Here is a 12856-nt window from a genome sequence, read left to right on the forward strand (position 1 = left end):
TTCGCGGCCTTAGCGGGGGGTGGCGGCGGCGAGGGGGAGGATCGACGCAGGTCAGCCCGGGATGCGCCGGGCGGTGGCGGCGGATCGGACGGCGATCCGCGCCTCCCGCCTGGCCGTCCGGACCGCACGCTCCACGGAACGTCGAGAGTGGCCGATGCGGTGGCCGGTACGCCAACGCAGACCCGGCCTGCCCTCGGTGTCGGCGGCGGCGAGCAGCAGTCCACCGAGAAGCCCCATGTTCTTCAGGAAGTGGATCTTGTTCGTCTCGCGGGTCGCCTGGTCGTCTTCCTTGTTCCAGAAGGGATGCCCGGCGACGGTCGTCGGCACGATCGTGCCGGCGAGGACCAGGGCGGCCGGCCGGGTGAGCTTTCCGGTGGCGAGCATCAGCCCGGCACCGAGCTGCACCGCCGAGTTGAGTCGGATCAGCTGCTCGGTCTCGGTGGGGAAGCTGGGGTGCACCCTTCGCAGCAGCGGCGCCGCCCGGTCGGTCACCGGTGCGGCCTTCTGGGCCAGCCGCTGCGGCGCGCGCAGGTTGCGGTATCCGCTGACCACGAAGATGCCGCTCAGCATGGCGCGAGCGAGGGAGCGTACAGGCGTCATGGATCAGTCATACCCCGTCGCGGCGTTTCCTACCCCGGCAACCGCCGGATCCGAATCGGCGAGCGTGCACGTCGCCACGCCGATTCGAGCGACCATCGCTGATGGACGAGCCGTGGCGGGTAACGTCGCGCGGGTGACCACGCTGCGGCTACGCCCCGAGGACCCGGCCGACTCCGGGCCGGTACGTCGGGTGCTGGCCGCCGCCTTCGCCCGCCCCGACGTGACGACGCCGCCCGAGGTGGTCCTCGTCGACGAGCTGCGCGGCACCGACGCCTGGCTACCGGAGCTGGCCATGGTCGCCGAGTACGGCGGCGAGGTGGTCGGGTACGCGCTGCTGAGCCGCGTCCGGGTCCGACCGGACCGGGGAGGCGCCGCGCCGGCGTTGGCGCTCGGCCCGGTGGCGGTGGCCCCGCACCGGCAGCGCGTCGGGCACGGGACGGCAGTCGTACAGGCCGCCCTGGACGCCGCCACCGAGCTGGGTGAGCGTCTCGTGGTGGTCCTCGGCGATCCGGCCTTCTACCGCCGGTTCGGCTTCGGACCGGCCGGCGACCTGGGATTGACCAGCCCGTGGGCCGGCCTCGGTGAGCCCTGGCAGGCGTTGGTGCTGCCGCCGTCCACCAGCGAGGAGGGGGCGCCGCCCCGCGGCGAGGTGCTCTTTCCGGCCCCCTGGTCCCGGGTCTGACCGGGCCGGTCAGGCCGGCTGGGTGCGCAGGTACCTGCCGAAGTGGGGCACGGTGAACGCCACGGTGCCGCGTTCGCCGGAGTAGATCAGCCCCTTCTTGATCAGGGCGTCCCGGGCCGGTGACAGGCTCGCCGGCTTGCGGCCGAGGGCCCGTGCGATCTCCGCGGTCGGCACCGCGGCGTCCATGTCGTCGCGGACCACGCCGCCGGACTCGCCCTCCACCAGGGACAACGTGGCCATCGCCCGCATGTATTCGCGTTCGGCGGGGGTGGCCCGTTCGAACCGGGAGCCGAAGAAGCCGACAGCCAGCTCGGCCTCCGCCTCCGGCGCGGCGACCCGCACGTCGGCGGCGGTGATCGGTGAGCGGGGCGCGTGATCCCAGGTCGCCTTCCCGTACGCCTGGACGAAGTACGGGTAGCCGCCGGACTTCTCGTAGAGGAGGTCGAGCGCCTTCTGCTCGTACTCCACGTCCTCCCGGTCGGCCGGCGCGCAGAGCGCCTGATCGGCGGCGATCCGGTCGAGCCGGTCGATGCGCTGGTAGCGGAACAGCCGTTCGGAGTACGACTTGGCGGCGCTGAGCACTGCCGGCAGGTGCGGCAGGCCGGCGCCGACGACGATGAGTGGCGCGCCGAGCTGGGACAGCTCGTGGCAGGCGGCGCAGAGTGCCGACACGTCCTCCGGACCGAGGTCCTGCATCTCGTCGATGAAGATGGCGATGCCGGTGCCCACGTCGCTGGCCACGGCGGCGGCGTCGCTGAGCAGCTCGACCAGGTCGATCTCGATGTCACCGGAGTCGGCCCGGCCGCTGGCGGCGGGCACGTCGATGCCGGGCTGCCACCGGTCGCGGAGTTTGGTGGACGCACCGGCCCGACCGGTCGGGGTGGACCGCTGGGCGAATGCCTTGAGGACGCCGAGGAAGGCGTCGATCCGGTCCGGTGCCCGGTGGCGGGGAGCCAGCTCCCGGACGGCCATGTGCAGCGCTGCGGCGACCGGGCGGCGCAGCGACTGGTCCGGTCGGGCCTCGATCTTGCCGCTGCCCCAGAGCCTGTTGATCGCCTGCGACCGGAGGGTGTTCAGCAGGACGGTCTTGCCGACGCCGCGCAGCCCGGTGAGCATCAGGCTGCGCTCGGGGCGGCCCCGGGCGATGCGCTCCAGCACGATGTCGAAGACGTCCAGCTCCCGCCCCCGCCCGGCGAGTTCGGGCGGGCGCTGACCGGCGCCAGGCGCGTACGGGTTGCGGACCGGATCCACGCATCGCAGAGTATCGGGCCATCTAGCTGGGGGGCTAGACATGGATAGATGCGGCTACCGGCGTGTCGGGGATCGTCGACAACAAACTAGGGCTGTCTAGCGTCCACGCTAGACAGCCCTAGTTTTGTCTACCGGTCACCGCTTCCACCCGGTCACCGCTTCTTCAGGCAGAGCACGTAGTCGAACAGGTCGATCGAGTTGTCGTGCACGTAGTTCGCTGTGGCCTGCGGCGCGAGCGTCTCGCAGCGGTCCCCGTCGGTGGTCGCCGGAATCCGCAGCAGAACCTGGTACGTGCCCGGAGCGCAGGACACCTTGCGCAGTTCCGCGTCGTCCTCGGTGCCGTCGTTCACCACGCAGTCACCCTTGGCGAACTCGTCCTCGTCCTCGTCCTCACTCGGGCTCGGCGCGGCGCTGGGCAGCGCGGGCGGGACGATCGGGGCGCTCGTCCTCGTCGGCGGGGCGGACGACGTGTCGTCGCCCGCGTCAGCGGCCCTCCAGATCGCCCAGCCCGCCAGACCCAGACACGGGCACAGCAGGAGCACCACCACGAGGCCGATGATCAGGGCGATCTTCCCTCCCGACCTCTTCGCCGGTGGGCCGGGCGGCATCGCGTACCCGCCGGGAACCGGCGGACCCCAGGCTCCGGGCACCGCTCCCGGCGTGGGGCCGGCCGGCGGAAACGGGCCGGGCGGCGGCGGGTAGCCCGCCCCCGACGTGGGCGGCGGGTAGCCAGGCCCCGACGTCGGCGGCGGGCCCCACAGGGGCGCGGTCGGCGGCTCCTCGCCGCCCGGCGGGGGACCCCACTGCTGCCGGGCCGGATCGTCGCCGGACGGTGGCGGACCCCACTGCGGCAGGGTCGGGTCCACCGGCGGCGGGCCGTCGGAGCCGGTCTGCGGGCGCTGGTACGGGTCGTCCGGCTGCCCGGAACCCGGTGGGCCGTAGGTCGTCATGTCATCCCCAGGGTGGGTGGGCTCAGCGCTGCTTGAGGCAGAGGACGAAGTCGAGGGTGTCCAGTTCGCTGTCGAAGAAGTACCAGTTGGTGTAGCCCTCGACCTTGGCGCACTTGGCTTCGGCGTCACGCTCGCCACTGGTCGCGCCGTCGATCCGGCTCAACACCTGGTACGACTTCGGTGCGCATTCGCTGATCAGCAGCTTGGGCTTCCCGCCGGCCGCGCCGTCGTTGCGGACACACTGTCCGACCTTGGCGAACCGCGGGTCGGCCGACGACTCCGGTGCCGCCGCGCTCGGTGCCGGCTCGGCGGCGTCCGCACTCGGTGCGGTGTCCACTGCCGGAGCCGAGGCGGTCGGCGCGGCAACAGGTGCGGGGTCGTCCCGACCGCTGAAGAACCAGTAGGCGCCGCCGGCGGCCACGAGCAGCAGCAGGACGACGAGCACCGCGAGCAACGGCCCGCGGCCCGAGCGACCCGGTGGCGGTTCGGGATCCCCGCCGTACTGACGGTCGTCGGGCCGGTACTGCTGCCCGCCGTACGGCGTCACCGGCTCGGCCGGCCGGTAGGACTCGCCGCCGTAGGAGGGCGCCCCACCGTAGGAGCCGTCACCGTAGGGACCGGGGCGGCCGGGTTGCGCCGGCGGGTAGGGCTGGGGCACCGGCGGGTACGGCTGCTGCACAGGCGGGTAGGGCTGCTGCGCCGGGCGACCGGGCGTCTCGTCGGGCCGCTGCCCACGCCATGCCCCTGGCATGCCGCCACCCGGTGGTCCGTAGTTCGTCATGCCGCCCTCCTGCACGAGTGGTGAGAGGCCGGCCACCAAAGCGGGACGCGGGCTCCGACGTCACCGTAGCGTGGTCCACCGATGAGCTCATCTCCGACGAGTGCCACAGGCCGCCCCGGCCCCGCACCGACCCTGATCTGGACCGCGTTGATCGTGGTCTACGTCCTCTGGGGCTCCACCTATCTGGCCATCCGGATCGCCGTGGAGACGCTTCCCGCGTTGACGTCGGCGGCGATGCGGTTCGCCGCCGCCGGTCTGGTGCTCGCCGTGGTGCTACGGCTGCGTCGTGGCCCGGGCGCGCTGCGGGTGGACCGCCGGCAGCTCGCCTCCGCCGCGTTCGTCGGGGTGCTCCTGCTCGCTGGCGGCAACGGCCTGGTGGTGCTCGCCGAGTCCGGACCGCCCGGGGTGGCGGTGCCCTCCGGCATCGCCGCGCTGCTGGTGGCGACCGTGCCGCTGCTCGTGGTGCTGCTGCGCTCCGGCACCGGGGACCGGCCACCGGCGTGGACGTTCGTCGGGGTCACCGTGGGCTTCGTCGGCCTGGTCCTGCTCGTGCTGCCGGCGGGAAGCACGAGCGTGGTGCCGCTGGTCGGGGCGTTGACAGTGGTCGCGGCGGCCGTCTCCTGGTCGGTCGGATCATTCCTGTCCGGACGTCTGCGGATGCCCGCCGACCCGTTCGTCGCAACGGTGTACGAGATGCTTGCCGGCGCGCTGGTGCTCGCCGTCGTCGCCGCCGGCCGGGGCGAACTGCGCGACTTCCACCCCGCGTCGGTCAGCACCAGGTCCTGGCTCGCGCTGGTGTACCTCATGGTGGCCGGCTCGCTCGTGGCCTTCACCGCGTACGTGTGGCTGCTGCACAACGCACCCATCTCGCTGGTCTCGACGTACGCCTACGTCAACCCGGCGGTCGCGGTGGCGCTCGGCGCGCTGCTGGTGGCCGAGCCGGTCACCGCGCAGACCCTGCTCGGCGGCGCGGTGATCGTGGCCGGGGTGGCGGTGGTGGTGAGCACCGAACGGCCGCGACGGGTCAGCGCGGAAACGCGTTCGGGGGCCGCGCCGGTGGGGGACCGCCGGTAACGTCCGGCCCATGTCGGCGGCCGCGCTGCTCGGGGTGGTGGTGCTCGGCGGGCTGGTCGGTCTTGTCGTACCCCCGTTGGCCTGGCATTTCACGGGCCCGCCGGCCCGGCGCGGCAGGTGGTTCCAGCTCGGGCCGGTGGTGGCGGCTGTGGTCTTCGGAGGGCTCGCCGTTTCGCGGGGTGACGATCCGGCGCTGCCGGTGTTCCTGGCGGTGGCGGTGGTCGGGCTGGTGCTGGCCGGGGTCGACCTGGTCTGCCTGCGGCTGCCCGACCCGCTTGTCCTCGCCGCGGGAGTGCTGGCCCTCGCCGGCCTGACCGGCGCTGCGGTGCTGGCCGACGACCCGGCGCGGCTGCTCGGCGCGCTGGCCGGCGCGACCGTCGCCGGGGCGGCCCACGTGCTGCTGGCTCTGCTCCCCGGGTCACGGCTGGGCTTCGGGGACGTCAAACTCGCAGCCGTTCTGGGCCTGCCGCTCGGTTGGCTGGGCCGCGACGCCCTGCTCACCGGCCTGCTCCTGCCGCATCTGCTGCACGGCGCCCTGGTGCTCACCCTGCTGGCCACCCGGAGAGCGAACCGGAAAACGCTGCTCCCCCTGGGCCCGGCCCTGCTAACCGGCACCTGGCTCGCGGTGCTCGTGACGTAACCCCCGCCCTCCCCGTCGATGTTGCACTTTCTGTTGGGGCGAAAGGTGCGGATCAGGGCATCACGGCTACCGAAAGTGCAAGATCGCCGGTGTGGTCACGGGTCAGATCAGGCGGAGCTGGCGGTCTTTGGGGCGGCGGGGCTCGGTTTCGCCGAACCGTTCGAACAGGCCAGGGTCGATCGTGTCCAGGAACGGCGACGGACTGCACTCGCGCTCCACACCGTGCCGGGTACGGCGGGCGGCGTGACTGACGTACAGGCGGTCCTGGGCCCGGGTCAGACCGACGAAGAAGAGACGGCGCTCCTCGGCGACCGCGTCCTCGTCCGGCGTCGAGCCCGGCCAGCGCAGCGGCAGCAGCCCGTCCTCGACCCCGACCAGGAAGACCACCGGGAACTCCAGGCCCTTCGCGGCGTGCAGGGTGAGCAGGGTGACCGCCTCCGCGCGCGGGTCGAGCGCGTCCACCTCCGCGCCGGTGGCCAACTGCGACAGGAAGGCCTCCAGGTCGTCGCCGCAGCGACGGGCCAACGGGGTCAGCAGGTCCACCGCCGAGCGGACGTCGTCGGGACGGACGGTGCTGCCGGCGCCGTCCAGGGTGGGCACCGCGAACCGCTCGGCGATCACCTGGCCGGCCAGGCGCACCCGGGCGGCCAGCGAGCCGGCCAACCCGTCGGCGTGCCGCAGCTCGCGCGCGATGGCCGCCACCCCCGGCCGGTCCCGCAGCCGGTCGTGTGAGCGCTTCTGCACCGGGATGTTGGCCCGGGCCAGGGCGTCCACGATCGGCGCGGCCTGCGCGTCGGTGCGGTACAGCACCGCGATGTCGGAGAACGACAGCGAGGTGGCCCGGCCGTCGATCCGGCCCGAGTCCAGTGAACGGTGGGACAGCCCGCCGACCAGCTCGTCGACCGTACGCACCACGAAGTCGGCTTCCTCGGCGACCGACGCCGCCGGATACCGGCCGACCAGCGGCGCCTCCGGGTCGAGGCGGGCCGGGTCCAGCCGCCGGCCCCGGACCAGTGAGGACGGGGCGATGGCCTGCACGGCGGCGGCCAGGATCGGGGCCGACGAGCGGTAGTTGCGGTTGAGCCGGACCAGTCGGGCGTCGGTGAAGTCCTCCGAGAAGCGCAGGAAGTAGCCGACGTCGGCACCCCGGAACGAGTAGATCGCCTGGTCCGGGTCACCGATCGCGCACAGGTTGCCGTCGGCGGGGCTGAGTAGCCGCAGCAGCTCGTACTGCACCGCGTCGACGTCCTGGTACTCGTCGACGAAGATCCACCGCCAGCGGTCCCGGTACCGCTGGACCAGCTTCCGGTCGGCCCGCAGCAGCTCCACGGGCAGGCTCACCAGCTCGTCGAGGTCGACGAGGTCCTGCTTGCGCAGCAGCGCCGTGTAGGCGGCGGGGTCGTCGCCGGCCTCCGACCGGGCCGCCGCCCGCTCGGCGTCGTCGGCGATCCGGAAGCCGACAGGCAGGCCCACCGCGTCGGCGTTCTCCCGCAGGATGGTCAACCCCAGCGCGTGGAACGTGCCCACGGTGACGTCCTCGGCGACCGGGCCGAGCAGACTGTCGAGGCGGTGCCGCAGCTCCTCCGCCGCGCGGCGGGTGAACGTGATGGCCAGGCAGTGCTCGGGGAAGACGTTCAGCTCGGCGCAGAGGTACGCGATCCGGTGGGTTAGCGTCCGCGTCTTGCCGGTGCCCGGACCGGCCACGATGAGCAGCGGCCCGCCGGGCGCGGACGCGGCCACCCGCTGCATCGCGTCCAGCCGGTCCAACAGACCCGTGCCGACCTCCTCCATGCCCGAGAGCATCGGCTCGAAGGGTTCGTGTGGCGACGGTGGTGGCGCGATCGGCGGGGCGGGCGGCGGCGCGGGGGCCTTGCGCTTCGGCTCCGCCCTGGGCGCCGCCTGGCGCTTGGCCGCGGCCCGGGGCGCCGGCTCCGCGGGGCGCCGCTGCGCGGGCACGGGTACGGGTACGTCGAACAGCGTCTCCTGCGTGCCCAGCTCGGACCTGTCGAACAGGGTGATCACTCCGTACTCGCCGTCGTAGCCGGGCACTCGGCGCACGTCGCCGCGCCGCAGCCGGCCGATGCCCTCCGCGAGAAGCTCACCACCGACCTGCGCGATGTCCGGCAACGGCGTACCGGTCAGGATCTCCAGCTCGGGGCCGAGCGCGGCGAGCAACTCGTTGAACCGTCCCTCGACCTTCTTCGAGCGGGCGCCCACCTTGTTGATCTCGCCAAGGATCTCGGCCAGCGGCACCAGGTGGGTGACCTCGCGGGCATGCGCCGGGCGGTGCCCCTCCGGACGGTCGGCCAGCTCCTCGATCCGGCTGAGCACGCCCACGGTGAGCGGCTTGCCGCACTCGGGGCAGCGTCCGCCGGCGGCCCGGGTGCGTTCCGGGGACCAGTTGACCCCGCACAGCCGGTGCCCGTCCGCGTGGTACTTGCCCTCCTCCGGGAAGAACTCGATGGTGCCGGCCAGCCCGTTGCCGGTGCGCAACGCCTCCCGGACGGCGAAGTAGTCCCGTTGGGCGGTCAGGACTGTCGCCTCCCGGCCCAGCGCGGGCGGAGAGTGCGCGTCCGAGTTGGACACCAGCTGGTAGCCGTCCAGGCTGCCGACCCGCCAGTTCATCGCCGGGTCGGAGGAGAGGCCCGTCTCCACGGCGAAGATGTGCCCGGCCAGGTCGGCGTAGCAGTCCGCGATCGCGTCGAAGCCCGACTTCGAGCCCAGCGCGGAGAACCACGGCGTCCAGATGTGCGCCGGCACCAGGTACCCGTCCGGGCTCGCCTCCAGGGTGATCTCCAGCAGATCCCGCGAGTCGAGGCCGAGGATCGGCCGGCCGTCGGAGCCGAGATTGCCGATCCGCCCCAGCGCGGTGTTGAACCGGGCCACCGCCTCCAGATCGGGCAGGTAGATCAGGTGGTGCACCTTGCGGGTCCGGTCGTCCCGCTTGTAGATGGTGGAGATCTCCACGCTCAGCATGAACCGGACGGCGTCCGCGTCGGTCGTACCGGCGAGCCGGGGAGGCAGCCGGCGGGCGACGTCCCGCTCCGCCTCCGGGTCGAGCCGGTACAGTCCCGGCTCCGCCGGGCGCAGCGTCTCCACCAGGTGGTCGTACCAGGCGGGGTGGGTGAAGTCCCCCGTGCCGAGCACTGCGATTCCCTTGCGCCGCGCCCACCAGGCGAGGTTCGGCAGGGTGAGATCCCGGCTGCACGCGCGCGAGTACTTCGAGTGGATGTGCAGGTCCGCGACGAATGGCGGAAGGCCACCGGAGGGTACGGCGCTGAACGGGGGCACGCCGCATCCTGTCACGCCCGCCGCGCGGGTCGCCCGCCGCCACGCGCGGACGTGACGTCCGCTATGCCGAGCGCAACTCGACCACACTGATCTGCGGCTCCGCGCCGACCCGCACCGGAGGGCCCCAGAAACCGGCGCCGTTGGTCACGTAGACCTTCGTGCCGTCGACCTCGCCGAGCCCGCTGACCACCGGCTGCTCCAGCCGCACGGCCAGGTTGAACGGCACCATCTGCCCGCCGTGGGTGTGCCCGGACAGTTGCAGGTCGACGCCGAACTTCGCGGCGTCGACCGCGGCGATCGGTTGGTGCGCCAGCAGGATCACCGGCCGGCTCGGGTCGCGGTCGCCGAGAGCGGCGGCGAAGTCGGGCGGGGCGGCCAGCCCGGTGCCGGCGGCCGACACGTCGTTGACCCCGGCCAGGTCGAGCACGCCGCCCGGTGTCCGGATCTCCTGCCGCCGGTTCTGCAGGACCCGCAGGCCGAGCCGGTCGACCTCCTGGACCCACTCCTCGACGCCTGAGTAGTACTCGTGGTTGCCTGTTACGAAGAAGCTGCCGTACCGGGAGCGCAGGTCACGAAGCGGCGCGGCGGCCGAACCCAACTCGGCCACCGAGCCGTCGACCAGGTCACCGACGACAGCCACCAGGTCGGCGTCGAGCCGGTTGATGGCGGCGACGATCCGCTCGGTGTGCGCGCGGCCGCGCAGCGGGCCGAGGTGGATGTCGGAGACGGTGGCGATGCGCAGGCCGTCCATGGATCGCGGGAGCTTGGCGAGCGGGATCTGCACCCGGTCCAGTCGCGGCGGGCCGAGGGCGGTGCGTACGCCGTACCCCGTGATGCCGGCGGCGGTGAGGCCGGCGAAGATGGCCGCCCCACGGGCGAGCAGCAGCCGACGGGCCGGGTCGTGGTCTGGCGTCGCGGTGGCCGCGGCGGCCGGCGGCTCGGTCGGCCCGGCGGCGCCGACGAGCACCGGCTCGGGCGCGGCGGCGGTGGGCTCGGCGGCCACCACCCGGCGACGCAGCACCAGCCGGGTGACGAGCATCGGCACTTCCAGCACGATGAGCACGACGAGCAGGTAGAACATCAGCGCGAGCCACAGGTAACCGGGCCAGGCGAGCCAGTAGAGGCCGGCCTGCGTGCCGGTCAGGGTGACCGGCACGAGGAACGCCAGCACCAGCGCCGCGACCCCGCCGGCCCGCCGCCAGCGACCCGGCGTGGTGGTGTCCCGGACGAGCCGCTTCCACAGGTAGAGGTGGATGAGGCCGGTGACCAGCGCCAGGACGGCCACGAACCCCACAACCGCCAACATCTGTGCGCCTCCCTCAGCCGCCCGCGAACGGCGGCAGGACGTCGATCGTGGCCCCGCCCGGCAGGGGTGTCGCACGATCATGACAGGTGACGCCGTCCACGAGGAAACTCGCGACGCGCAGCACGGCGGCGAGACGGTCGCCGTGCCGCTGGGCCAGGTCGACGGTGAGGTCGTCGAGGGACCGGCCGGCCGGTACGACCTCCTCGGAGCGCCCGACCGCGGCGCGGGCACCCGCGAAGTAGCGGACGGTCATCGGTGCCTGGTCCACGGGTCAGCCTCCGATCGCGGACATCGGGCGGGTCGGCTGGAGGAAGGTGGGGTCGTCGATGCCGTGCCCGGCGCGTTTGCCCCACATGGCGGTGCGCCAGCGTCGGGCCAGCTCCTCGTCGTCCGCGCCGCCGCGAAGCGCGGCACGCAGGTCGGACTCCTCGGTGGCGAAGAGGCACGCGCGGACCTGGCCGTCGGCCGTCAGCCGGGTGCGGTCGCAGTCACCGCAGAAGGGGCGGGTGACGCTGGCGATCACGCCCACCCGGGCCGGGCCGCCATCGACCAGCCAGGTCTCCGCCGGAGCCGCGCCGCGTTCGGTCGGGTCGGGGCTGAGATCGAATCGGGTACGCAACGACGCGAGGATCTCCTCGGCGGTGACCATGGTGTCGCGGTCCCAACCGTGCTGGGCGTCCAGCGGCATCTGCTCGATGATCCGCAGCTGGTAGCCGTGGTCGAGGGCGAAGCGGAGCAGCGCCGGCGCCTCGTCCTCGTTGACGCCGCGCATCAGCACCGAGTTGATCTTCACGGGGTCGAGGCCAGCGGCGGCGGCCCCGGCGAGCCCGGCGAGCACCGCGTCCAGCCGGGGACGACGGGTGAGCTGGGTGAACCGGGCCGGATCGAGCGTGTCGAGGGAGACGTTCACCCGGTCCAGACCGGCCGTACGCAGCGCCGGGGCCAGCCGGTCCAGGCCGATGCCGTTGGTGGTGAGGGAGATCCGGGGGCGGGGTTCGACGGCGGCCACCGAGGCCACGATGTCCACCAGGCCGGCGCGGATCAGCGGCTCGCCCCCGGTGAACCGCACCTCGGTCACGCCGAGCCGCTCGACGGCCAACCGGACCAGCCGGACGATCTCCGTGTCGGTGAGCAGCTCGGGGCCGGCCAGCCAGGGCAGCCCCTCGGCAGGCATGCAGTAGGTGCAGCGCAGATTGCACTTGTCGGTCAGGGACACGCGCAGGTCCCGGGCGACGCGGCCGTACCGGTCGACGAGGACGCCGTCGGACCGCGGGGCGACGCTCACCTGTCGACCGTAGCGCGCCCGGCCCGGCCAAGGGCGGCACGGGCGTTCTCGACGACCGCATCGCGCCAGCCGCCGCCGAACAGCGCGGTGTGCACGAGCAGCAGGTGGAGTTGGTGCAGCGGCACCCGTTCGTGCCAGCCGGCCGACAGCGGCCAGCTCTCCCGATAGGCGGCCAGCACCGTGTCCAGGTGGGGGAGGCCGCCGAAGAGCGCCAGCTGGGCGAGATCGGTCTCCCGGTGCCCGCCGTGCGCCGCCGGGTCGACGAGCCAGACCCTGTCGTCCGCGCCCCACAGCACGTTGCCCGGCCACAGGTCGCCGTGGATGCGCGCCGGCGGCTCGTCGCCGCCGAACTCGCCCAATCGGCCCATCACCTGCTCGACAAGCGCGGCGTCCTCGAGCGTCAGAGCGCCCCGGTCGACCGAGCGGCGCAGGTGGGGGGCGAGTCGCCGTTCGGCGAACCACGTCGACCAGGGGCCGTCGTCGGCGGTGTTGTCCTGCTCGAGCGCCCCGATGAAGCCGGGCCAGGGCGCGCCGAAGGTGGGGGCGCCGGCCCGGTGCAGGTCGGCCAGCTCGCGGCCGAACCGCTCCGCCGCCTCCCGCGTCGGCTCGCCGGGCTCCACCCAGTCGAGCGCCAGCAGGTCGGGCAGCGCCACGAGCACCTCGGGTACGGCGACCGCGCCCGCCTCCCGCAGCCAGCGCAAGCCGGCCGCCTCGGTCTCGAAGAAACCCTCAGGCACCTGACGGTCGGCCTGTTCGGGCCAGGACTTGGCGAAGACGGAGTGCCCGTCGTCGAGGGTGAGCCGGGCCGCCGCGCAGATGTCCCCACCGGCGACGGGTGTCTCCCGGATCCGTTGGTGGGTGCGGAACGTCGGCAGGTGTGCCGGATGCGCGCGCAGGTACGCCAGGTCCATCAGCGCACGGTAACCGCTCCCCGTGACACATCTGTGTCGTGTGAGCACATCGGAACGCGTCCACCTGGACAAATACGCTAGGTAA

12 protein-coding genes are annotated in these 12856 nt (G+C 73.3%); 3 read left to right on the forward strand and 9 right to left on the reverse strand.

What is annotated here, in order from left to right; all coding sequences use genetic code 11:
* Positions 1-51 precede the first annotated feature (51 nt).
* Positions 52-600 carry a DoxX family protein gene (locus ACZ6N8_RS06975; protein WP_466008139.1) on the reverse strand — a complete coding sequence of 183 codons (549 nt, stop codon included), beginning with the start codon at positions 598-600 and terminating at the stop codon, positions 52-54.
* 133 nt (positions 601-733) lie between these two features.
* Here ACZ6N8_RS06975 and ACZ6N8_RS06980 point away from each other — a divergent pair, with 133 nt between their 5' ends.
* On the forward strand, positions 734-1282 hold the full coding sequence (locus ACZ6N8_RS06980; RefSeq protein WP_466008140.1) for a GNAT family N-acetyltransferase: 549 nt from the start codon (positions 734-736) through the stop codon (positions 1280-1282).
* Positions 1283-1291: 9 nt separating this feature from the next.
* Here ACZ6N8_RS06980 and ACZ6N8_RS06985 read toward each other — a convergent pair whose 3' ends face one another.
* The 3 genes from ACZ6N8_RS06985 to ACZ6N8_RS06995 all read right to left on the reverse strand — a co-directional run bounded on the left by ACZ6N8_RS06985 (position 1292) and on the right by ACZ6N8_RS06995 (position 4030).
* Positions 1292-2533 carry an AAA family ATPase gene (locus ACZ6N8_RS06985; RefSeq protein WP_387117337.1) on the reverse strand — a complete coding sequence of 414 codons (1242 nt, stop codon included), beginning with the start codon at positions 2531-2533 and terminating at the stop codon, positions 1292-1294.
* A gap of 152 nt (positions 2534-2685) precedes the next feature.
* Positions 2686-3141 carry an LppU/SCO3897 family protein gene (locus tag ACZ6N8_RS06990; RefSeq protein ID WP_466008339.1) on the reverse strand — a complete coding sequence of 152 codons (456 nt, stop codon included), beginning with the start codon at positions 3139-3141 and terminating at the stop codon, positions 2686-2688.
* 364 nt (positions 3142-3505) lie between these two features.
* Complete coding sequence (locus ACZ6N8_RS06995) at positions 3506-4030, reverse strand: LppU/SCO3897 family protein (RefSeq protein WP_466008341.1); 525 nt, start codon at positions 4028-4030, stop codon at positions 3506-3508.
* Between the two features lie 315 nt (positions 4031-4345).
* Here ACZ6N8_RS06995 and ACZ6N8_RS07000 point away from each other — a divergent pair, with 315 nt between their 5' ends.
* Together ACZ6N8_RS07000 and ACZ6N8_RS07005 are read left to right on the forward strand one after the other, a co-directional pair.
* Positions 4346-5338 (forward strand): EamA family transporter, encoded by a 993-nt coding sequence (locus ACZ6N8_RS07000; protein WP_466008142.1) that lies wholly within the window; start codon positions 4346-4348, stop codon positions 5336-5338.
* A 10-nt stretch (positions 5339-5348) separates the two neighbouring features.
* Complete coding sequence (locus ACZ6N8_RS07005) at positions 5349-5978, forward strand: A24 family peptidase (RefSeq protein WP_466008144.1); 630 nt, start codon at positions 5349-5351, stop codon at positions 5976-5978.
* A 102-nt stretch (positions 5979-6080) separates the two neighbouring features.
* Here ACZ6N8_RS07005 and ACZ6N8_RS07010 read toward each other — a convergent pair whose 3' ends face one another.
* The 5 genes from ACZ6N8_RS07010 to ACZ6N8_RS07030 form a co-directional block, all read right to left on the reverse strand.
* Entirely contained in the window at positions 6081-9269 is a 3189-nt protein-coding gene (locus tag ACZ6N8_RS07010; RefSeq protein WP_466008146.1) for a UvrD-helicase domain-containing protein, read from the reverse strand.
* A gap of 61 nt (positions 9270-9330) precedes the next feature.
* On the reverse strand, positions 9331-10575 hold the full coding sequence (locus tag ACZ6N8_RS07015; RefSeq protein WP_466008148.1) for a metallophosphoesterase: 1245 nt from the start codon (positions 10573-10575) through the stop codon (positions 9331-9333).
* A gap of 13 nt (positions 10576-10588) precedes the next feature.
* A complete protein-coding gene (locus ACZ6N8_RS07020; RefSeq protein WP_387117696.1) occupies positions 10589-10828 on the reverse strand; it encodes a MoaD/ThiS family protein in 240 nt (79 codons plus the stop codon).
* Positions 10829-10846: 18 nt separating this feature from the next.
* Positions 10847-11860, reverse strand: coding sequence for a GTP 3',8-cyclase MoaA (moaA, locus tag ACZ6N8_RS07025; protein WP_466008150.1), 1014 nt, complete (start codon positions 11858-11860; stop codon positions 10847-10849).
* Positions 11857-12771 (reverse strand): fructosamine kinase family protein, encoded by a 915-nt coding sequence (locus tag ACZ6N8_RS07030; protein WP_466008152.1) that lies wholly within the window; start codon positions 12769-12771, stop codon positions 11857-11859. Before ACZ6N8_RS07030 ends, moaA begins: the two co-directional genes overlap by 4 nt.
* Between the last annotated feature and the right edge of the window lie 85 nt (positions 12772-12856).

It is taken from the genome of Micromonospora sp. NPDC047521 (assembly GCF_055587305.1).